Here is a 21321-nt window from a genome sequence, read left to right as displayed (position 1 = left end):
CAGAGGTCATAGTAGGTCCCTCGACCGGACTGAAGGACCGAAGATGTAACATGGGACAGGAGCCGAAATTTCGATGACCCGCAGTAACGCAGAAGGGCAGAGACATTCTGCCGCCATGACCGAGGGCAGGGGACGGAATCCCCGAGAGCAGGCCCGTGGTGCGGATGGGGTCACGGCAAGGACGGGGCACTCCTGGCCGAAGGCTATGGACGTGATGGAAGCGGTGGTCGAACGCGAGAACATGCGCGCCGCGGCAAAGCGGGTGCGCAGCAACAAGGGTGTCCCCGGCGTCGACGGCATGCGTGTCGAGGACGTCTGGGGGTACTACGATCCTCATATCGAGAAGTCACTTCTGGACGGGAGCTACGAACCGCAACCGGTTCTGGGGTGGAGATCCCCAAGCCCGGCGGCGGTACTCGGCAACTGGGCATCCCGACGGCCATGGACCGTCTGATCCAGCAGGCGCTGCATCAGGTGCTCACGCCGATCTTCAATCTCGGCTTCTCCGACTCCAGCTACGGGTTCCGTCCCGGTAGAAGCGCGCATCAGGCCGTGCAGAAGGCACGGGAGCATGTCGCCGCCGGCAAACGATTCGTGGTGGATATGGATCTGGAGAAATTTTTCGACCGCGTGAATCATGACGTGCTGATGGCACGCGTGGGGCGCAAGATCGGGGACAAGCGGGTGCTCGGCCTCATCCGCCGATTCCTGCAAGCGGGGCTGATGAAGGGCGGACTGTGCAGCCAGCGAGCGGAGGGCACTCCGCAAGGAGGGCCGCTCTCTCCGCTGCTGTCAAACATCCTGTTGGACGATCTGGACAAGGAACTCGAACGCCGAGGTCATGCGTTCTGCCGGTACGCGGATGACTGCAACATCTATGTGCGCACTCACCGCTCGGGAGAGCGCGTCATGGCCTCGGTCAGCCGGTATCTGCAAACCCGGCTGAAGCTTCAGGTGAACGCCGCCAAGAGCGCGGTGGACCGGCCCTGGAACCGCAAGTTCCTGGGTTACAGCATGACGTTTCACAAACAGCCTCGGCTGAAAGTGGCCCCTGCGGTCGTTGCCCGGCTGAAAGACTCGGTACGCGAAGAATGCCGCAAGGGACGCGGTCGATCCCTGCAAGCGGTGATCAACATCCTCACGCTGATACTGCGTGGCTGGGTGAACTACTTCAAGCTGGTCGAAGTGAAGAGCGTGTTCGAGGAACTTGACGGGTGGGGACGGCGTCGTCTGCGTTTGATTCTTTGGCGTCAGTGGAAGCGGGTCTACACCCGGGCCAGAAATCTGATGCAAAGGGGCATGAACAAGGACCGCGCACTGAAGTCCGCAATGAACGGACGCGGACCATGGTGGAACTCGGGGGCCTCGCACATGAACGAGGCCTTTCCCAAGAAGTACTTCGACAAACTAGGACTCGTGTCGCTGCTGGATCATTACCTGAAACTTCAATGTGTTGCATGAACCGCCGTATACGGAACCGTACGTACGGTGGTGTGGGAGGACGGCGGGGGTGACCCCGCCTCCTACCCGATCAGTGCATTCTCAGTCCGCATAGCCCGACGATTCTCCACCGAGTCACTCTGAGGCTTATCCTTCCTGGCATCAATAACAATACCAATAAAGTAACTGATAAAACTCGTAGCGACACGACTATCCGAGTTTTGCGTTGGCGCTTTAAGAACAGCCTTGGTTTCCATATCGGCGATCAGATGTTCCGACAAAAACAACGCGTAAAAGGAGGAAGTTTGTGAAAACACGTTTTATCATTCAATGCGCAATGGCATTCACACTGTGCATGGCACTGGCAACCGGCGCTTCCGCGACGGAGCTCAAAGTTCGCGGAAACTTGGACATGTATGGCATGTGGTCAGCAAATCTGATTGATCATAATTCCGATGTCCCTGACGGCGACAACTACTTCACGACCCAGCGCATGCGCACCTACTTCGACTATGTCGCCAACGAGAACCTCAAGGCCGTTCTGGGGCTGGAAATCGACAACGTCTGGGGTGACAACACCGACAACATCGGAGGTGACTGGGGCACCGACGGCAAGGGCAACATTGAAGTCAAACACGCCTACCTGAACTTCACCCTCCCGGACACAACCGTCAACGTCCAGGCTGGCCTGCAGTACGTGGCCCTGCCGAGCGTTTTCGGCCACCCGGTCTTCGACGACGACGCCGCCGCCATCACCGTTTCCGCTCAAATCAACGACATGTTCGGCTTGGCCGTTGGCTACACGCGCGGCGCTGACGGGGATTACAACACAGAAGGCACTCCTGATGTCGGCGACAAAGACGATGTCGACATGGCGTTCATAGCCGCTCCCGTCGCCTTGGACGGACTCACAATTGCGCCGTATTTCGCCTATGCATGGGCTGGGGCCGATGCTGGTTTAGAAGCAACCACTTTGGGAGTGCCTATCTACGATGACGCGACCTTTTTGGTGTTAGGCGCCAATGCCGAACTCACCATGTTCGATCCGCTGACTTTCGCTGCGGACCTGATCTACGGACAGGGAGAAACGGACAACGGTGACCTTGAAACTGAAGGCTGGTACGCAGCCCTGGCAGCGTCCTACAAGTTCGACATGCTGACCGCCACGCTGTTCAGCACTTATGCCACCGGCTTCAGCGATGATGGACTTGACGACCAGACTATCCTGCCCACCTTGGCCGAAGGCTGGGGTCTGAGCCCCTACATCGGTGGGGTTCGCGCCTTCAGCACCACCTATGACTCCTTCGCCACGGACACGCTCGGTGTCGGTTCCGACGGCACCGGACTTTGGACCGTGGGTCTGGTTCTGGACAACATCTCGTTCGTGGAGAAACTGTCCCACAAGCTGGTCCTGGCCTACGCCCAGGGCACCAGCGATGAGGACTCCCCGGCCCTGTTCACCGAGGAAGATTCCGGCTTTGAAGTGTATCTGGTCAACAAATACATGATCTTCGAAAATCTGGCTGCCATCAATGAACTGGGTTACTTTTCAGGTTCCTCTGAACATCTGGAAGACATGGATTACGATCTCGACGCGTCCTACTTCACCACCGTGGGCTTCGCCTACAAGTTCTAAGACCTGTATCCACATCTGACGCCGAAAGGGCCGGGGACGCAAACTCCGGCCCTTTTTCATAGGCTGCGGCCTTCACTGGTGATGAATGCCGGGCGCCGCTGTTCACGCCAGATGAAGGGTTTGACTTTTCGGGGGTTCGCGGCATAGGAATTTGCGGGTATCCGATACGGCTCCAAGGGAGAAATGATGGATTCCCGCCTTTGCGGGAATGACACGTGGCGGTGCGCCAAGCTTCTGTCATTCCCGTGAATACGGGAATCCATGCGTTTATCCTCCCTCTGCGGGGCATCCACTCCGAAACACGTTGCGAGAGCCTTCATGCCTCTGAAATCCATACCCTACTCCACCCCTGACGACTGGCCGGAGATCTCGTCCTGGCTGTCCCGGCGCGACGCGGCCGAAGACAATGTCGAGCCTCTGGTGCGCGACATCCTGGCCCGGGTGCGGGAGACCGGCGACGAAGCCGTGGCCGAATACACCCGGCGCTTCGACTGCCCGACCATGTCCGCGGACGGTCTGCGCGTCCCCCAGTCCGACATTGCCGCCTCCCTCGGGCAGATTCCCGCCTCTGACGCGGACATCATTCGCGAAGCTGCGGTTAACATCCGCGACTTTCACCAACGCCAGAAGCAGAACTCCTGGATCACCACGCCGGCTCCCGGCACCACCCTGGGCCAGCTCGTCCTGCCCGTGGACCGGGCCGGGCTGTACGTCCCCGGCGGCCAGGGCGGTGAGACGCCCCTCATTTCAAGCCTGCTCATGAACGCCATCCCGGCCCAGGTCGCGGGCGTGCAGACCATCTGCGTGGTCAGCCCACCGCGCAAGGACGGGACCCTCAACCCCTACATTCTGGCCACGGCGGCCATTCTCGGAATCGAGCACGTCTTCGCCTGCGGGTCTGCCTGGGCCATCGCCGCCCTGGCTTACGGGACCCGGACCATCCCGCGCGTGGACGTAATCGCCGGGCCCGGCAACATCTTCGTGACCACGGCCAAGCGGCTGCTGGTGGGCCAGGTCGGCATCGACATGATCGCGGGCCCCAGCGAAATCGCCATCCTGGCCGATTCATCGGCCAACCCCGCATGGCTGGCCGCCGACATGCTCTCCCAGGCCGAACACGACCCACTGGCATCGAGCCTCCTGGTTTCGCCCGACGCCGATCTGCTCGCCGCCGTGCGCAAGGAACTCGAAACCCAACTCCCGGCCCTGCCGAGAAACACCATCGCCGCCAAGTCCCTGTCCGAGTGGAGCGCCCTCATCCATGTCCCGGACCTGCAGATCGGCATGGATTTCATCAACCGCCTGGCGCCCGAGCATTTCGAACTGAGCGTGGCCGACCCGTGGGCCTGGGTCGGCAGCGTACGCAACGCCGGGGCCGTGTTCATGGGCCACAGCACGCCCGAACCCGTGGGCGACTATTTCGCCGGACCCAACCACGTGCTGCCGACCCTGTCCACGGCGCGCTTCTCCTCGGCCCTATCGGTGGAAACATTCTGCAAGAAGACGAGCCTCATCAGCACGGACCTGGCCTACATCGGCGCCCACGGCGCCAAGGTGGCCCGCCTGGCACGCCTTGAAGGCCTCGAAGCCCACGCCCGCAGCGTGGAACAACGACTGGAGAAACCATGAACATCGTCACCAAGACCAGCATCCGCGAGTACCCGCTCCTTTCGCGCGGCAAAGTCCGCGACATATACGAGATCGACCCGCAGACGCTTTTGATCGTCACCACGGACCGCATGTCGGCCTTCGACGTGATCATGAACGAGCCCATCCCCTACAAGGGCGTGGTCCTCAATCAGATCACCCTGTACTGGATGGACGCCTGCAAGGACCTGGTCCGCAACCACCTCCTGGCCACGGACGTGCGCGACTTCCCCGCCGCCCTGGCCCCCCACGCCGGGGACCTCGAAGGCCGGGCCGTCATCGTGCGCAAGGCCAAGCCTCTGCCCATCGAGTGCATCGTGCGCGGCTACCTGACGGGCTCGGGCTTCAAGGATTACAAGGCCACGGGCTCAGTCTGCGGCTACAAGATCCCGGCCGGGCTGGTCGATTCCGACAAGCTGGAAACGCCACTCTTCACGCCGTCCACCAAGGCGGACCTCGGCGCCCACGACGAAAACATCACCCTGGCAGACGCCAAGTCCCGCATCGGTGAGGGGCTGCTCAAGAAGATCCAGGAGCTGTCCCTGGCCATCTACTCCCGCGGCCGCGACCTGGCCGCGGAGCGCGGCATCATCATCGCCGACACCAAGTTCGAGTTCGGCCTTGACGGCAAGGACATCCTGCTCATCGACGAGGTCATGACGCCGGACTCATCGCGCTTCTGGCCAGCAGACAAGTACGTGCCCGGACAGTCCCAGCCCAGCTTCGACAAACAGTACCTGCGCGACTGGCTGAGCGGAACCGGCTGGGACAAGACCCCACCGCCCCCGGCACTGCCCGCCGAGGTCATCGCGGAAACGCAGAAAAAATACCTGGAAGCGTACGAACTGCTCACAGGCACCCCCTTGCAATTGCCGTAAGGCGCAACAAACCGGAGAAGACACATGCTCGTTCAAGGGAAAAAGGCCCTCATTTTCGGCGTGGCCAACGACAAGAGCATCGCCTACGCCATTGCCAAGGAACTCAAGGACAACGGTGCGTCCATCGCCCTCAGCTACGCCGGCGAAGCCCTGAAGAAGCGGGTCGAACCCATCGCCGAGGAACTTGGCAGCGACTTCCTGTTCCAGTGCGACGTGTCCAGCGACGAGGCCATCGCCGAGTCCGCGGACATGGTGAAGGAGAAGTGGGGGAAATTCGACATTCTCGTGCACTCCGTAGCCTTCGCCAACCGCGACGACCTCAAGGGCCGCTACGTGGAAACCTCGCGTGACGGCTTCCACCTGGCCATGGACATCTCGGCCTACTCCCTGGTGGCCTTGTGCAAGGCCTTCGATCCCCTGCTGAACGACAACGGCTCGGTCATGGCCATGACCTACTACGGGGCCGAAAAGGTCATCACCAACTACAACGTCATGGGCGTGGCCAAGGCCGCACTGGAATGCAGCGTGCGCTACCTGGCCATGGACCTGGGCGAACGCGGCATCCGCGTCAACGCCATCAGCGCAGGCCCCCTGAAGACCCTGGCCTCCTCGGGCATCTCCGGCTTCAAGACCATCCTGGCCACCATCGAGGAACGCGCCCCCCTGCGCCGCAACATCATCCAGGAGGACGTGGGCAAGACCGGCCTCTTCCTGGCCTCGGACCTGTCCCGCGCCATCACGGGCGAGGTCATCTACGTGGACTCGGGCTACAACATCATGGGCATCTGACCCTTTCCGAGCGTCTGCCGACAGCTACCCCTTCTTCGTGAAGGGGTTTTTTTTTGGTGCGTCCTGCCGTGCGCACCAACGGAAGAAGGGCAGGCACGCAGGCCTGCCCCTACGTGCGTCTCGGGGCAACGCGTTGTTCAATGGCACACGTCGTGCCGTGCATTTCCCCCTCCTTTGCTGCGCTCCATCTTGCCGCACGCTCGACGATGCTTATTCCCAATACGTTTCCAACCACGCCGCAAACCGGAGGCCACCCTCATGGAAAAAATACATGCCGTCTGCCCGAACTGCCAGACCGTCAACGCGGTCCTCACCGACCGCATCCGCCAGCACCCCGTCTGCGCCAAGTGCGCGACGCCCCTCCTGCCGGCCAACCCGATCGACCTCACGGACCAGACTTTCGACCGTTTCATTTCCCGCTCTACCCTGCCCGTCCTCGTGGACTTCTGGGCCCCCTGGTGCGGGCCGTGCAAGATGATGGGCCCGGCCTTCGCCCAGGCTGCGGCCGCTCTCCTGGGTCAGGCCGTCCTGGCCAAGATGGACACAGAGGCTCAGCGCGCGGTCCCGTCCCGCTTCGCAATCCAGTCCGTGCCGAGCCTCGTCCTCTTCCGGCAGGGGCGGGAAGTTGCGCGCATGTCCGGGGCCATGCCCGCAGGCCAGATCCAGAACTGGATCAGACAGTATCTCTAGATCCACCTCGCCTGTTCTATGCCCTAAACTCCCTGGACAGGCCGGCCACGGCGATTCGCTAGCCGAACATCGGCAACCCCATGCCGATGCTGGAAAAAAGCAGCTGGAGACAACCAAGGGGAAATGCGTTTTCGGATATTTTTTCTCTTGCCAAAGACCCAGCTCTGACATAGAGACGTTTTTCCCGAACGCGGAGAGGTGGCCGAGTCTGGCTTAAGGCGCACGCCTGGAAAGTGTGTGTACCTTAACGGGTACCGGAGGTTCAAATCCTCTCCTCTCCGCCATTTTTTGACAAATCAAGCGAAGCCGGGTGGCGGATGCGCTGCCAACCCCGTCAGGTCCGAAAGGAAGCAGCGGTAACAGTTGCTTCCGGGTACCCGGCTTCCCTGGCAGGTGCGAAGTTTTTCGCTCCTGCCTTTTTTTTTACCCGCCTGGGCCCGCATGACGGGGCAGGTCTTTTCAATCGCCATTTTGCCATTATAATCCTTGATTGTTCGGATTTGATTTTCCGTTTTCCATCCCTTACCCATATCGGGTACGGAACAAACCTTCTCAAGGAGGAATTGTGACAAAATTCTCAAGCCTGACAGCCGTCATCCTCGGACTGGGTCTAATGCTCCTGACCATGCCCGACCTTGCGGACGCCAAGCGTTTGGGAGGCGGCGGCTCTTTCGGCAGCAAGCCGTCCTATTCGAAAAGCTATCAAAAACCGGCCGCGCCTTCATCCACGCCGACACAACAGGCGGCTCCCGGAGCTTCCCCCATGGGGGGCAGAGGGATGTTCGGGGGCATGCTCGGCGGCATGCTCATGGGCGGGCTTCTCGGCTCCCTTCTGTTTGGCGGGGGCTTCTCCGGAATTTCCTTCATCGATATCCTCCTCATCGGAGGGGGGCTTTTCCTGCTGTTCAGGTTTCTGCGCAGCCGCCAACCGGCGCCCCAGACTGCCGGCGGACCGGGCCGGGTTCACGACGTGCAGCGCGGAGCCTGGGACAACCTCCGCTCCAGCCAGCACCAGACGTCTTCCGCCGCAGAGATCTATCCCCCCGGCTTCGACGCCAAGGAATTCCTGGACGGCGCCAAGGCGGCATATACGCGCATGCAGGCCTCATGGGACGCGCGCGACCTGAATGACCTGAAACAGTTCACTTCGCCCGAGGTGTTCGCTGAAATCCAGGCACAGGCCGCGGCTGATCCGGGCCCGGGCAAGACCGAGATCCTGCTTCTGGAAGCCCGCCTGCTGGAGGTCAAGACCATCGGCAATCAGACCATCGCCACGGTCCTCTTCGACGCCATGCTGCGCGAGGATTCCCCTGCGGCCCCGGCCGAACAGGTCCGCGAGGCGTGGCACTTCAGCCGCTACGAAACCGGGGGCGGCAGCCACTGGGTCGTGGAAGGCATTCAGCAATTGGAGAAATGATGGACGAGGCCTTGGACGACGGCATTCCCTGCCCCCTGTGCGGGAATCCGGCGCGCATCGTGGGCAGGTGAGCCGCGGCGCGCATCTCCTGCGGGTTCTGCGGGAGCGATGTCCTGGCCTCGCGATTCAAGGACGAGATGGAAGCATTCAAACAGGGCCTCTGCCGCGGGGACGACGTGGACCCCGGGCCGTGAACCTGACAACCGCAAACTTCATACCCTAAGGAATCGGAACATGAAAAAAGTCATCTCTCTGGCGGTGTTGCTGTGCGTCCTTGCCGGCTCTGCCATGGCCGCGGCCCCCGAGGCGGCGCTCAAGGCCCTGAGCCTGGGCAACGAAATGTACACCCTCGAAAAGAGCCTCAAGACCAAGCCCCTGGCCATCGTGGTCATGGACGAGAGCATCGCCCAGGAACCCGCCGCGCTGTTCAATCTCGCGGCCGAACAGGTCGGTTCTGTCCGCGCGCCCTTCGGCGCCGACACCGGACTGACTGTCGCGGCCAAGGACATCACCGCGCCGCTGGTGCTCGTCCTGGGCCTTGACGAAGCGTCCGTCTGGGCCGTCTACGCCAACACCCTGGCCGCGTCCCCCGACCTGATCCACGCCGTGCTCAAGGGCCAGGTCGCAGTCCAGGGCGCGCTCCTCGATGCCGACACCGGCGCGGTGAAACTCCTCGGGGCGCACCCGGAGCAGCAGACCATGGTCGGCCGCTACCTGCTCGGCATGGCCGCCGAAGCCCCGGCCGCTGAAAAAGCCCAGGCCGCCGAGGAGAAACCGGCAGCTGAACAGGCCGAACCGGCCGAGGCTCATGCCGAAGCCGCAGCACCGGCCGCAGACCATGCCGAACCCGCAGCGGCCGGACACGCCGCCCCCGCGACAGACGACCAGGCCGAGGCTGCCTCCGAGGGCGGCTCCGGATTCATGCTGATCATCCTTTTCGTCGTCGCCCTCGTCGGCGCCGTGGTCTTCCTGGACAAGGTAGTCCTCAAGGACTAGTCTGGCGAACCCTAGCAAAGCGGCGCACGGCTTTTGTCGCGCGCCGCTTTTAATTTTCCGGCAATCCGATTATTTCTTTCGGATTTCCGGAATGTTACGCATTTGCCCCACCTTTTTCCGACAAGAATCCTTGAAATACATACCGGGCTGGGCTAGGTTTGTGCATATTTTCCCGAGCATTCTCCGGCCACCCGGGGGGCCATGGTCCCCTTGCATACATCAAACATGAAAAACAGGGGTTTTGCCATGTTCATCAAGCGTCTTGTCCTGATTCTGCTGTTCATTCTGGCCCCGATCGCAGCCCTGGCCTCCTCCGACGCAGCCCACCCGGTCAGCCCGGAGCAGGCGCTGCAGATGCTGAGCGAAGGCAACCTGCGTTTCGCCCTGGGCCAACCCGCCCACCCCAACACCAGCTTCTCCCGCCGCCTGCTGACCACCACCGACGGCCAGGCGCCCTTCGCCACGGTCATCGCCTGTTCCGACTCCCGCGTGCCCGTCGAGATTCTCTTCGACCAGGGCGTGGGCGATCTCTTCGTCATCAAGGTGGCCGGCAACGTGGCCGACACGGACGAGATCGGGTCCGCTGAGTACGGCGTGGACCATCTCGGCACGCCCGTGCTCATGGTCCTCGGGCATACCTACTGCGGCGCGGTCACGGCCGTGACCACCGGCGCCGAGGTCCACGGCAGCATCCCCCTGCTGGTCGACAACATCGTGCCCGCCGTGGAGAAGGCCAAGCATGAGCATCCCGGCGCCGAAAAGGCCGAGCTCATCAACGCCGCCATCGAGGCCAACGTCTGGCAGGCAGTGGACGACATCATGACCAAGAGCCACGCCATCGCCGAACGCGCCGCCGCGGGCAAGGTCGTAGTGGTTGGCGCCATTTACGACATCCTGACGGGCAAGGTCAGCATCATCGAACGCGCCGGAGTTGCCCCGGCCGCCGCCCACGCCGCCCACGCCGCCCCCGCCGCCCATGCTGCCCCCGAGGCGCACGCGGAAGCGGCCGCGACCGAAAAGGAAACCCCGGCTCATGACGACAAGGCCCCGGCAGAAAAACATGCCGCGCCCGCCAAGGCTGAGAAGAAGGCCGAACCGGCCAAGGCCGAGGAACATGCCGCACCCGCCGCCGCGAAGGACGCCGCCCATGGAGAGAAGGCAGCGGCCCACGCCGAGGAAGGCTCATCCGGCGGCGGCTTCGGTTTCTTCTCCTTCATCGTCTTTGTCCTGCTGCTCATCGGGGCGGTCTTCATTCTGGACAAGAAGGTGCTGAACCCGGAAGAAAAGTAAGGAAACAACCCGGCCCGGCCGGGTTTTCCTTTTCAGGGCCGCCGCAACAACACACCATCCCCGGACACCAAGCCATGAACGCCTGCGACGAAATCGTCAGCCTGACCCAGGACCTGATCCGCATCCCCTCCATGCACTCGCGGCCGGAGGAGATCATGCGCTGCGCGGATTTCGTCGTTCAGTGGTGCGGGCGGCAGGGCATCACGGCACGAAAGATCGTGCACGACAGGACCCCGTCGGTCCTCGTCATGCCCGGCGACCATGCCCGCCTGCTGCTCATGACCCATGTCGACGTGGCCCTGTCGCTGGTGCTGTTCCGCGACAGGTTGCGGGCCCTGGAACGAAACGGCCGGACCCAGGGCGACATGGTCCTAGGCCTGCTCATCACCGGCGACGAGGAGACTGGCGGGGAAAACGGCGCGGCGCGGGCTCTGGAAGGGATCGGTGCGGACTTCGCCATCGCCCTCGACGGCGGCGGACCGGAACGGATCGTGACCCGCGAGAAGGGCGTCGTCGACATCATGCTGACTGCCACGGGCAAGGCCGCCCACGGCGCCCGACCGTGGCTCGGCCGCAACGCCATCGACATGCTGCTCGAAGACTACGCGCGCATCCGCGAGCTTTTCGAAGGGGATGACGGCGGGGACCACTGGCACCGCACCGTCAACTTCGGAAAAATCCGGGCCGGTGAATCCATCAACCAGGTGCCGCACACGGCCCGGGGCTGGTTCAACATACGCTTCACCGAGGACGACGACCCGCAACGCCTGGCCGAAGCCATAGCGGATCGGGTGCGCAGCAGGGTCGAAGTCCTCTCGACCATCCCGGTCTTCGCCTCGCCGCCCTCTCCCATGACAGACATACTTCTGGACATCGCCCCCGGCGCGGTCCTGACCCGCGAGCACGGCGCCAGCGACGCGCGCCACCTCATGGTCCACGGGATCCCCGGCGCCATCTGGGGGGCCGAGGGCTTCGGCACCCAGCATGGACTTGAGGAATGCGTGTCCATCCCCTCCATCGAGAAACTCCACGACCGGCTCTCGACCCTGTGCGATCGCCTCGAGTCGGACGGGGGCAGGTAATTTCCTTCGCCACTTGTCCGCAGGGTCTGCATAGGCTAGAAAGGGCATGATCCCAGCCCGAATCCGGAGTCATCCATGAGCCGTCTTCTGCAGATCCTGACCCTCATCCTCCTTTGCCCCGGCATGGCGGCAGCCCAGGAGAAGACCCTGGCCATTGGCGTGGCTTCGGGCTTCCCGCCCTACCAGTTCACGGCCGATGGCCGGCCTGCGGGTTTCGACGTGGATGTGGCCGGGGCCGTGGCGGCCCGTCTCGGGATGGAGGCGCGCTTTGTCCAGGGGGATTGGGACAGCGTGGTCAGCATGCTGCGCATCGGTCGCATCGACATCATCGCGGGCATGGAGGTCAACGAGTTCCGCCTGGCCTACTTCGATTTCACCGCTCCCTACTCCAGGCGTCACGATGCCGTCTTCGTCCCGGCGAACAGCACGGCCTCCGGGGTGGAGGACCTTTTCGGCCGCATCATCACCGGGGACCGGCACTCGTATGTGGAACTTCTCTGGAGGAAGGAGGGCATCCTCTCGCGCATCCGCGTCACCCAGACCAAGACCAAGGAGGAGGCCATGCGCCTCCTGGCCGCAGGGAAGACCGCGGCAGCCATCATGCCCCTCGAGGTGGGCCGATACCTGGCCCGGGAGTCGGGCACGGACGTAAAGGTCCTGACCGTCCCGGACCCGGGGTCCGACGTAGCCATCGCCCTGCGCAAGGACCAGCCCCGCCTGCGGGAGGACATGGACGCGGCCCTCGCGGACATGCGGGCAGGCGGGAAACTGGACGCCCTGGCCCGGAAATGGTTCTCGCCGCCTGCCCCCGACGGCCCGGCCCGCCCCTGAGCCCCCGCCCGAAACCGATCAGCTCTCGCGGGCGTTGATGACCGTTATCTGGTCGTTGAGCGTCCAGAAATCGTAGACATACCCGATCAGGAAGAAGCCGCCCGTCAGCATGTAGAGGATCCCCGTGATCCACTTGCCCATGTACATGCGATGCACCCCGAAAAGCCCCAGAAAGGTCAGCAGTATCCAGGCCAGGGAGTAGTCGATGCGCCCGGGGCGGAAACGCAGGCTGGCGTTACGCACCATGGACGGGATGAGGAAAAGGTCCACGATCCAGCCGATGAAGAGAAGGCCCAGGGTGAAAAAATAGACGGTCCCGGAAATGGGCTTGCCGTAGTAGAAGCGGTGCGCTCCGGTGAACCCGAAGATCCAGAGCAGATACCCCATGAAGGTGCTGTGCGTGTCGATCATCATTCCCTTGGCCATGACTGCCTCCTGTTGGTGTGCGGCCCGGAAGGCCCGTGCGTGTCCGAATTTGCGGGCGAAACGGGGAAATGTCCCGCCCCCATGACCTTGTTGACCTTTTTTGAGCAAAAGGCAATGATCCCGGCACTTCCCACTCACGAGGACATAGCGCGACAATGATCAACTCACAGCGACTGACCGACACGTTTCTCGAACTGGTCCGCATCGACAGCCCCTCATTGCATGAAAAGGCCGTGGCCGACCATCTCTGCGCCCTGCTGGCGGGGCGCGGGTACGACATTCATGTGGACAACGCCGGCACCGCCATCGGCGGGGACACGGGCAACGTCATCGTCCGCGTGCCGGCCACCGGGCCGGGCGAGGCCATCGCCTTCTCGGCCCATATGGACTGCGTTCCGCCCTGCATCGGCGTGGAGCCGGTGCTGACCGACGGCGTCATCCGTGCGGCCGGCAACACGGTCCTGGGCGGCGACGACAAGGCGGGCATCGCCGCCATCCTGGAGGCCCTCTTCCACCTGGAGGAGGAGAAGATCCCGCACCCCGAGCTGTACCTGCTCTTCACCGTCTGCGAGGAGGCGGGCATGTTCGGGGCCAAGAACCTGGACTTCTCGCGCATCAAGGCCCGCGAGGTCGTGGTCCTGGACGCCGGCGGGGACGTGGGCACCATCATCGTCCGCGCGCCGAGCAAGGCCGGCATCAGCGTGACCTTCCACGGCCGCAGCGCCCACGCGGGCATCGAGCCCGAGAAGGGCATCAGCGCCATCCAGCTTGCCGCCCACGCCGTCAGCAACATGCGCCTGCTGCGCATCGACGAGGAGACCGTTGCCAACCTCGGACGCATCGAAGGCGGCGGACAGACCAACATCGTCCCGGACTGCGTGACCCTCACGGGCGAAGCCAGGTCCCAGACGAACGCAAAGCTCCTGGCCCAGATCGAGCACATGCGCCTGTGCTGCGTCAAAGCCGTGGAGGAGCTCGGCGGCAGCTTCGACTTCAGCCACGAGATCTCCTACCCGGCCATGGACGTCCCGGCCCACAGCATGCTCCTGCACCGCGCCCTGCACGCCTGCAACGACCAGAACCTGACCTGCGCGGTCAAGGGCACCGGCGGCGGCAGCGACGCCAACATCTTCTCCGGGCAGGGCCTGTCCTGCATCAACCTCGGCATCGGCATGAGCCGCGTGCACACCACCGAGGAGTTCGTCCTCGTCGAGGACATAGTCAAGGCCGCCAGGCTCACGGCGGCCCTGATGCAACGTTAGGCAACGGCTCGGAGTCCATCCCGGGATGCGCAAAAAAGAACGGGCGGCCAGCAGACCGCCCGTTCTTTTTTGAACGATACTTCGTCAGCCTAGCCGATCTTCTTCGCCAGGAGCTGGTTGACCAGCCCCGGGTTGGCCTTGCCCTTGGACTTCTTCATGACCTGGCCGACGAAGAAGCCCGTCAGCTTCCTGTCACCGCCCCGGTAGCGCTCCACCTCGGCCGGGTTCTCGGCCAGGACCTCGTCCACCAGGCCCTCGATGGCCGAAGTGTCGGATATCTGCACCAGGCCCTTGGCCTTGACGTGGGCTTCCGGGTCGCCGCCCGTCTCGAAAAGCTCCTTGAACACGTTCTTGGCGATGGTGCCGCTGATGACGCCGTCGTCCACCAGCCTGACCAGCCCGGCCAGTTCGGACGGCCGAACCTTGCAGTCCGCCAGGGTCGCGCCGCGGTCGTTCAGCTCGCGCATGACCTCGCCCATGACCCAGTTGGAAATCTTCTTGGGCTCCGCATACGTCTCCAGGGCGGCCTCGAAATAATCGGCCACCTCCTTTTCGGCGGTCAGCACCAGGGCGTCGTACTCGGGCAGGCCCAGGGTCTCCTGGTAGCGGCGGCAGCGGGCAGCGGGCAGCTCGGGAAGCTCTGAACGCCAGGCCTCCATCCGGTCCTCGTCGATGACCAGCGGCAGCAGGTCCGGGTCCGGGAAGTAGCGGTAATCGTGGGCCTCCTCCTTGCCGCGCATGGAGCGGGTCACGCCCTTGACCGTATCAAAGAGGCGCGTCTCCTGGACAATGGTCTCGCCGTCCTCGACCATGTCGATCTGTCGGCCCACCTCGTATTCGATGGCGCGCTGGATGTTGCGGAAGGAATTCATGTTCTTGAGCTCCGTGCGCGTCCCGAACTCCTCCTGCCCCCGCGGCCGGATGGACACGTTGGCGTCGCAGCGGAAGCTCCCCTCCTCCAGGTTGCCGTCGCAGATGCCCAGATAGACGAGGATGGCGCGCAGACTCTTCAGGTAGGCCACGGCCTCCTCGGCCGAGCGCATGTCGGGCTCGCTGACGATCTCGATCAGCGGCACGCCGGCGCGGTTCAGGTCCACGTAGGAGGCGTTGTCCGCGGGGGAGTGGATGTTCTTGCCCGCGTCGTTCTCCATGTGGATGCGCGTGATGCCGATGCGCTTCACGCCGCCCTCCGTGTGGATGTCGACGTGTCCGTGCTCGGCCACGGGCAGTTCGAACTGGGAGATCTGGTAGCCCATGGGCAGGTCGGGGTAGAAATAGTTCTTGCGCGCGAACAGGGAGCGGCGGTTGACCGCGCAGTCCACGGCCAGGGCCATCTTCACGGCGTATTCCACGGCCCGGGCGTTGAGCACCGGCAGCATGCCGGGCATGCCCGTGCACACGGGGCAGGTGTTCTCGTTGGGTCCGGCCCCGAACTGGGTCGAGCAGGAACAGAATATCTTGCTGTTGGTCTTGAGCTGGGCATGAACCTCCAGGCCGATGACCACTTCATAGTCGCGCATGGACACTCCTTCGCTTCAGCCGGCGACGGGCTTGGCGGCGTACAGTTCCGGGTTGAGGGCCGGGTCGTTATACATTTTGCACTGGAAATAGACTTTGGGGCTCTTCAGGCCGCCTGCGTACTCGTCCACCACTTCGAGGACGGAGCGGGACAGGTCGTCATGCTGGGCGCGGAGCACGCCGAGCTTCTCCCGGCAGCGTTCGAGGTGCGACGGGTCCACGTCGTCCCGCTCGGTCTGCTCACGCATGTGAAAGATCTTGAGGCTCAGGATGGACAGGCGGTCCAGGGCCGCGCCGAGGGTCTCGGTATTGTAGCGACGACGGTCTTCGGGGATGTCCCGCTGGGCCTCGAAAGCGGACACGGCGCCCACCAGCCAGGCGTCGACCTGCTCCATGAGGTCGTTGCGCTGCTGGTTGAGCCCGTCGATCTCGCGCTTGCAGGCGGTGATGACGCTGTCGTCCACATCCTTGCGCCGGGCGCGGTCTTCGACGTGCCAGAGCAGGAAGTTCTTGAGGTGCTGGCGCAGGACCAGCTCCACCAGGCCGTCGCCGTCCCGCGCCGGGATGTCCGCCGCAGGCTCCTCAAGGTGCCACAGGGCCACATGGTCGAGTTGCGCCGCGATGGCGGAGCGCAGAAGGGCCTTGAGGGCCGAAGGGGTCATGGTCATGGTGCGTCCTGTTTTTTGAGCAGAAGAAAAACGCGGCTGCGGGCCTGCAGGCGGCCGGCCAGAAACTCGGCCCTCTCGCCCGCCCCGCAGAAAAGATCCAGGCGCGATCCCTTGATGGCCCCGCCGCGATCCTGGGCCAGGCCGAGAAAGGCCGTGGGCTCCTCCGTGCCGCCCGGCTGCGGCAACCCGGCCTCCACGGCCAGGATGCTGCCCAGTGGCAGAAAGGCAGAATCTGTAGCCACGCTGACCATCGGCGTCAACGCCCGGCCCATGGCCCCCAGGGGCCCGTCGTCGGCGATGCGGAAAAAGACGTAGCTCGGGTTGGTGTTCAGCAGGTCCGTGACCTCGTCCGGATGCTCGCGCAGGTACTGCCGGATGCGCTGCATGGACATCTCTTCCTTGGGGACGAGCCCGCGGTCGATCATGACCTTGCCCAGGGAAACATATTCGTGCCCGTTCTTCCCGGCGTAGAGGACGTGGCGCACGGATCCGTCGGGCAGCCGCAGCCGCCCGGAGCCCTGCACCTGCAGGAAATAGACGTCGACGATGTCGCGGGTCCAGGCCACGGGCTTCTGCGCACCGGTCAGCGCCCCGCGGGAGTCGATCTCCTCGCGGGTGAAATAGGGCAGGACCCTGCCCCCCTCCACGCGGCAGGTCAGGCTCTGCCCCTTCCAGCGCGGGTGGAACGTCCCGAGGTCCACGGTCTGCAGATTCGCGGGCAGGCCGTGGATGGAGACCGGGAAGCGCGGGTCGGGCCCCAGGGAGCCCTCGAACTCCGGCTCGTAGTAGCCCGTCATGAGGGGTTCGGGGTTCACCTCGCGCCAGACGAACTCGCGCTCCAGCAGGCCGGGGTCGTCCCCCAGGCGCGGGAGAGTCTCCAGCATGTGCTCCAGGGAGGCCCCCAGCTCCGCCCACGTGCATTCGGGACCGCCGGGTCCGAAGGCCTGCGCGCCCTGGGGCTTGGTCCGGACATAGTCCAGGGAGCGCCGCAACGCCTGGGCCATGGGCACGGGGTCGGCCGCTGCGGCATTCGCCACGCGTGCGGCCAGCCCGGAACCGGGCCGCGCCTCCACCAGGGACGGGGCCTTGCCCGGCGCCGCGCAGGCGCACAGCAGCGTAAGCGCGATGGCGGCCGCCAGAAGCCTCACAGGCCGCGTCCCTTGTCCGGGATGCGCGCGTCGAAATACTTGCCCACGCCGTACTCCATTCGCCGGAAGAAACGCTTGGGGTCGGGCCCTATGATCTGCATCTCGGGGTGCTTGCCCTGCATGTCGAGCGCGATGTTCATCTCCTTGGTGCAGCCCGTGGAGAAAGTGGCGTCCTTGCCGTGCCATTCGGCCGGGACCGGCTCGCCCATGAGCTCGAAGCTGTCCTCGATGTCGGCCACGGTCTGGAAGCGCCAGACGTCGATGAAGCCGCTGCGCTGGACCCGCTCCCACATGTACATGAGGTCGTCGCCATCCATGCCCTCGACGAAGTGTTCGGCCGGGTTGATGATCATCAGGTTGGCGTGCTTGGCTCGCAGGTGTGAGACGAAGGTGTTGACCACGCGCAGCGCCACCTTGGTCTGGCCCGGGATGCTGCCGATGATGGCACTGTAGAACATGACCTGCTTGCCCATGCCACGGGCGCTGCGCATGCGCGCGATGATGGCGTCGGCCTGGGCCACGACCTGGGATTCGGTGATCTTGGTCACCCGCGGCGACTTCTCCTTGAACACGACCCGGTCGTGCCCGTCCGCGTCCCGGAACAGGCACAGGACGTCCCGCGTGAAGAGGTGCGAGTTCATGATCAGCCGCCGGTGGTTGGCGTACCCCTTGGCCACGACGAGATCGGCCTCCTTCCAGGCGCGGGCGAAGGTAACGCTGGTGCGCCACAGGTTGAGGCGCTCGCGGGTGCCGTCGGAAATGACGATGAGGGAGTCCTCGCGCTGGGCGCGCAGGAGGTCGTTCTTGCTCATGCGGCTGTTCTCCACCAGACGCGCCTCGCCCAGGGCGCGGGCCAGCGCGCCGTCGTGCTCCACGTCCCAGAACACGGGACTGTCGAGGCAGAACCCCTCCTTCAGGGCCAGGATGACCTTGTGCCCCAGGCGCGTGAGGACGCTGATGAAGCGCAGGTCGAAGACGATCTCGCCGCTGCTGCCCGGCAGGAAGAGGATCTTGAGGGGCTTGCGGCCGTCGCCCGGCCCCATGACCCGGGTCATGACCTCGGTGAATTCGGGCCAGGGCGCGCAGATGTCGTCGAAAAAGGCCGGACTGTCCGTGTGTTCTCCGGGGCCTTCCCAGATCGCCGGGCGCAGCGAGAGCTTGCACAGCCGGGCCAGCTCCAGCAGGTCGAGCTCCCAGCGCAGATTCTGGATGGACGTGCAGCCCAGGGTCGTGTCCGGGCAGGCGTAAAGGCAGCGGTTCATGGCCGGCCTGGACATGAACTCCTCGGCGCGCCTGTTGGCCAGGCTCTTCTCCGTGCGTTGCGGGTCGTGCACGCCGCTCATGGCCATGAATATGGTCAGCAGCTGCTTCAAAAACCGCGACGGAATCAGAAACGGCGAGTGCAGCACCTGCCGGACCTTGTTCCGGGACAGGGAGAAGATCTTGCGCCGCGTGTAGCGGTCCGTGATGTTGATGCGCACCAGATGGACCAGCAGCCGCCATTTTTCGCGGTACTCGGCCCGCAGCGTGTCCGAGAGACGCGTGTGCAGCAGGTTCTCGAACATCTCGTCCGAGCAGGGCACGAAGACCTGGTCGTCGTCGAGGTCGACCATGAAACGCAGTTGCTCGGGCTGGGCGTTCTCGGCCGGGTTGACGCTGGGCTCGATGTTGTTCTCGGTCATGAAATGCAGGAGCCACGCGTCGAGATAGGGGTCGCGGCCGTAGCGCAGCTCGCGGACCGAAAAGAAGTCGGGCAGCTTGGACATCAGCTTTCTCTCACGAATCCTTTGGATTTGAGTTTGTGGGCGTAGTGGGAATGCAGGGGGCGGATCAGGTTGAGGGGCTTCTCGGCCCGGGAGGCGATGACGTTGTCGCCGGGCGCCAGCACCACTCCGGTCTGGCCGTCCTGGGTCAGATAGACGTCGACGTCGGCGTCGCGAACCAGGACGCGCAGGTCCTTCTCGAAAGGCAGGACCATGGGGCGGAAGGCGTGCAGGAAGGGACAGATGGGCGTCAGGGCGAAGACGTTGAGCTCCGGGTAGATGAGGGGGCCGCCGGCGGAGATGGAGTAGCCCGAGGACCCCGTCGGCGTGGCCACGATCATCCCGTCGGCCCGCACCGTGCCGAGATGGTCGTTGCCGTACCACATGTCCAGGCGGATCATGCGCGCCAGGCTCCCGCAGCTGATGACCAGATCGTTGATGGCGTATCCCTTGTAGAACTCCTGGCCCCGACGCAGGACGTGGAAGCTTATCACCAGACGCAGGGACATGTCGTACTCCCCGCGCAGGATCGTGGTCAGGGACTCCCGCCAGTCAGCCGGCGACATCTCCGTCAGGAAGCCGACCTTGCCCAGGTTCAGGCCCAGGATGGGGATGCCCAGGTCCTGAACGGCCCGGGCCACGGCCAGCAGGGTCCCGTCGCCGCCCAGGGTCAGGATCATTTCCGCGTCGGCCCAGGTTTCTGCCGGGTGCGCCGCTTCGCGCGTGGTCTCGACGATGCGCGCCGAGCGCCCCTCGTGGCCGAGCCAGTCCCGGATCTGCCCGGCCATGCTGCGGGCCAGTTCGTTTGCGCTGTTGTGGACGATGACGATTTTGGTGATGATTTTGCCCATTTGCGGGACTGTATGCAAAAGGCGACGGGTGTTCAAGGACAGCGTGCCCGAGCTTGAAGCCGTCGTCCTGCCTGAAAAGAAAGAGAAATTTTTATTCCGGCTTTTCGTGAATTTTCCTAAAGTTCTCGCGGCGGCAACCGATAGGGAGAAGTAAGAGGTATAGCCCGTGACAGTGAACCCCTTCCTCGTCAAAAACGTGGTGCGGACCTACGACCAGCACCAGGACACAGGCCGACGCATCGCCAGGTTCAAGAAGTACATGGACCGCGCCGGACAGGGGGATTCCGTTTCCATTTCCAAGGAGGCCAAGCGCCGCCAGCTCGTGGAGAAGGTCGCCCGGGAGATCGTGGACAACCTCATCGGCTCGGACAGCACCAACCCCGTGGTCCGGGACATCAAGCAGCAGCTCATGAGCGAATTCGGCGGGGACATGGTCTTCAGGTACCCTTCGGACGGGAGCGGGCTGCAGGTTCTGAAGAAGACGGAACAAGGCGTCAGCGAATTGACCAACGGCCAGAAGGATGCTTTCATGCGCCGTCTGTGGGAGATCGCCCTGAGCAGGGTCAACGAGACGATGCTCTGATATTTTTCATGCACGGGCGGGAAACCGCCGATGCGGCCGGCACTGCCGGCGCAGCCGGGACACCCGGAGGGAGCGGAACATGACCATCAACAACATCACCACCAAGGTCAGCGGGTACGAATCGCACCGCCTGGAGCAGCTGGAGCAGAAGAACCAGGAGGCCCAGAAGGCGGCCGCAAACCAGGAAGGGGCCAACGACCGCATCTCCATCTCCGAGGAGGGGCGCCTCAAGGCCGCGGCCTTCAAGGCGGCGCAGGAAAGCGACGGGTTGCGCGCCGACAAGGTCGCGGACCTGAAGGCCAGGATCGAGGCCGGCGAGTACAAGCCCGAAGGCAAGGACATCGCGGCAGGCCTCGTACGGCAGGAGCTCGACGTCTGGGGGTAGGCCCGCGTCGACAGAGGTCAT

Annotated in this window: 21 protein-coding genes, 1 tRNA gene and 1 other RNA gene; 17 read left to right on the top strand and 6 right to left on the bottom strand. The window is 63.9% G+C overall.

Features of this window, described 5'->3' with window-relative positions:
• Window positions 1-205: 205 nt before the first annotated feature.
• The 14 genes from ACZ5AC_RS01170 to ACZ5AC_RS01105 all read left to right on the top strand — a co-directional run bounded on the left by ACZ5AC_RS01170 (window position 206) and on the right by ACZ5AC_RS01105 (window position 12696).
• Window positions 206-454, top strand: a complete 249-nt coding sequence (locus tag ACZ5AC_RS01170) for a hypothetical protein (protein ID WP_464249135.1) — start codon at window positions 206-208, stop codon at window positions 452-454.
• Window positions 442-1461, top strand: a complete 1020-nt coding sequence (gene ltrA / locus ACZ5AC_RS01165; protein ID WP_464249134.1) for a group II intron reverse transcriptase/maturase — start codon at window positions 442-444, stop codon at window positions 1459-1461. The genes ACZ5AC_RS01170 and ltrA overlap by 13 nt, the downstream gene beginning before the upstream one ends.
• Window positions 1462-1747: 286 nt before the next feature.
• Window positions 1748-3076 carry an outer membrane homotrimeric porin gene (locus ACZ5AC_RS01160; RefSeq protein ID WP_464249133.1) on the top strand — a complete coding sequence of 443 codons (1329 nt, stop codon included), beginning with the start codon at window positions 1748-1750 and terminating at the stop codon, window positions 3074-3076.
• A 318-nt stretch (window positions 3077-3394) separates the two neighbouring features.
• Window positions 3395-4705, top strand: a complete 1311-nt coding sequence (gene hisD / locus ACZ5AC_RS01155; RefSeq protein WP_464249132.1) for a histidinol dehydrogenase — start codon at window positions 3395-3397, stop codon at window positions 4703-4705.
• Window positions 4702-5601, top strand: coding sequence for a phosphoribosylaminoimidazolesuccinocarboxamide synthase (locus tag ACZ5AC_RS01150; protein WP_464249131.1), 900 nt, complete (start codon window positions 4702-4704; stop codon window positions 5599-5601). Before hisD ends, ACZ5AC_RS01150 begins: the two co-directional genes overlap by 4 nt.
• A 24-nt stretch (window positions 5602-5625) precedes the next feature.
• Complete coding sequence (locus tag ACZ5AC_RS01145; protein WP_464249130.1) at window positions 5626-6390, top strand: enoyl-ACP reductase FabI; 765 nt, start codon at window positions 5626-5628, stop codon at window positions 6388-6390.
• 258 nt (window positions 6391-6648) lie between these two features.
• Window positions 6649-7080 carry a thioredoxin TrxC gene (trxC, locus tag ACZ5AC_RS01140; protein ID WP_464249129.1) on the top strand — a complete coding sequence of 144 codons (432 nt, stop codon included), beginning with the start codon at window positions 6649-6651 and terminating at the stop codon, window positions 7078-7080.
• Between the two features lie 192 nt (window positions 7081-7272).
• A tRNA-Ser gene (locus ACZ5AC_RS01135) sits at window positions 7273-7364 on the top strand.
• Window positions 7365-7377: 13 nt separating this feature from the next.
• An RNA gene (gene ffs, locus ACZ5AC_RS01130) (signal recognition particle sRNA small type) lies at window positions 7378-7473 on the top strand.
• 172 nt (window positions 7474-7645) lie between these two features.
• The gene (locus ACZ5AC_RS01125; RefSeq protein WP_464249128.1) at window positions 7646-8497 is read left to right on the top strand and encodes a Tim44 domain-containing protein; all 852 of its coding nucleotides are present in this window, start codon (window positions 7646-7648) and stop codon (window positions 8495-8497) included.
• A gap of 234 nt (window positions 8498-8731) precedes the next feature.
• Window positions 8732-9493 (top strand): hypothetical protein, encoded by a 762-nt coding sequence (locus ACZ5AC_RS01120; protein ID WP_464249127.1) that lies wholly within the window; start codon window positions 8732-8734, stop codon window positions 9491-9493.
• Between the two features lie 246 nt (window positions 9494-9739).
• The gene (locus ACZ5AC_RS01115) at window positions 9740-10783 is read left to right on the top strand and encodes a carbonic anhydrase (RefSeq protein WP_464249126.1); all 1044 of its coding nucleotides are present in this window, start codon (window positions 9740-9742) and stop codon (window positions 10781-10783) included.
• Window positions 10784-10857: 74 nt separating this feature from the next.
• Window positions 10858-11865, top strand: a complete 1008-nt coding sequence (locus ACZ5AC_RS01110) for a M20 family metallopeptidase (protein WP_464249125.1) — start codon at window positions 10858-10860, stop codon at window positions 11863-11865.
• 75 nt (window positions 11866-11940) lie between these two features.
• Entirely contained in the window at window positions 11941-12696 is a 756-nt protein-coding gene (locus ACZ5AC_RS01105) for a transporter substrate-binding domain-containing protein (RefSeq protein ID WP_464249124.1), read from the top strand.
• A gap of 18 nt (window positions 12697-12714) precedes the next feature.
• Here ACZ5AC_RS01105 and ACZ5AC_RS01100 read toward each other — a convergent pair whose 3' ends face one another.
• Window positions 12715-13122 carry an NINE protein gene (locus ACZ5AC_RS01100; protein WP_464249123.1) on the bottom strand — a complete coding sequence of 136 codons (408 nt, stop codon included), beginning with the start codon at window positions 13120-13122 and terminating at the stop codon, window positions 12715-12717.
• Between the two features lie 155 nt (window positions 13123-13277).
• On the opposite strand from ACZ5AC_RS01100, the gene ACZ5AC_RS01095 reads away from it, so the two are divergent.
• The gene (locus ACZ5AC_RS01095) at window positions 13278-14384 is read left to right on the top strand and encodes a M20/M25/M40 family metallo-hydrolase (protein WP_464249122.1); all 1107 of its coding nucleotides are present in this window, start codon (window positions 13278-13280) and stop codon (window positions 14382-14384) included.
• Window positions 14385-14473: 89 nt separating this feature from the next.
• On the opposite strand, the gene gatB is transcribed toward ACZ5AC_RS01095, so the two are convergent.
• The 5 genes from gatB to ACZ5AC_RS01070 are packed head-to-tail and all read right to left on the bottom strand — an operon-like array spanning window position 14474 to window position 20332.
• Window positions 14474-15904, bottom strand: a complete 1431-nt coding sequence (gatB, locus tag ACZ5AC_RS01090) for an Asp-tRNA(Asn)/Glu-tRNA(Gln) amidotransferase subunit GatB (RefSeq protein ID WP_464249121.1) — start codon at window positions 15902-15904, stop codon at window positions 14474-14476.
• A gap of 15 nt (window positions 15905-15919) precedes the next feature.
• The gene (locus ACZ5AC_RS01085; protein WP_464250640.1) at window positions 15920-16564 is read right to left on the bottom strand and encodes a DUF4254 domain-containing protein; all 645 of its coding nucleotides are present in this window, start codon (window positions 16562-16564) and stop codon (window positions 15920-15922) included.
• Between the two features lie 2 nt (window positions 16565-16566).
• On the bottom strand, window positions 16567-17718 hold the full coding sequence (mltA, locus tag ACZ5AC_RS01080) for a murein transglycosylase A (protein WP_464249120.1): 1152 nt from the start codon (window positions 17716-17718) through the stop codon (window positions 16567-16569).
• Complete coding sequence (locus ACZ5AC_RS01075) at window positions 17715-19484, bottom strand: ARMT1-like domain-containing protein (protein ID WP_464249119.1); 1770 nt, start codon at window positions 19482-19484, stop codon at window positions 17715-17717. The genes mltA and ACZ5AC_RS01075 overlap by 4 nt, the downstream gene beginning before the upstream one ends.
• On the bottom strand, window positions 19484-20332 hold the full coding sequence (locus tag ACZ5AC_RS01070; RefSeq protein WP_464249118.1) for an NAD(+)/NADH kinase: 849 nt from the start codon (window positions 20330-20332) through the stop codon (window positions 19484-19486). The genes ACZ5AC_RS01075 and ACZ5AC_RS01070 overlap by 1 nt, the downstream gene beginning before the upstream one ends.
• Window positions 20333-20498: 166 nt before the next feature.
• Between ACZ5AC_RS01070 and ACZ5AC_RS01065 the strand changes: the two genes are divergently transcribed.
• Both ACZ5AC_RS01065 and flgM read left to right on the top strand, forming a co-directional pair.
• Window positions 20499-20915: a DVU0524 family FlgM-associated protein gene (locus ACZ5AC_RS01065; protein ID WP_464249117.1), complete on the top strand. Its 417-nt coding sequence runs from the start codon at window positions 20499-20501 to the stop codon at window positions 20913-20915.
• A 79-nt stretch (window positions 20916-20994) separates the two neighbouring features.
• Window positions 20995-21300 carry a flagellar biosynthesis anti-sigma factor FlgM gene (gene flgM / locus ACZ5AC_RS01060; protein ID WP_464249116.1) on the top strand — a complete coding sequence of 102 codons (306 nt, stop codon included), beginning with the start codon at window positions 20995-20997 and terminating at the stop codon, window positions 21298-21300.
• Window positions 21301-21321 lie beyond the last annotated feature (21 nt).

The organism is Desulfomicrobium aestuarii (assembly GCF_055385525.1).
Note: the sequence above shows the minus strand (reverse complement) of the source record. Positions and strands in the feature narration are given on the sequence as shown.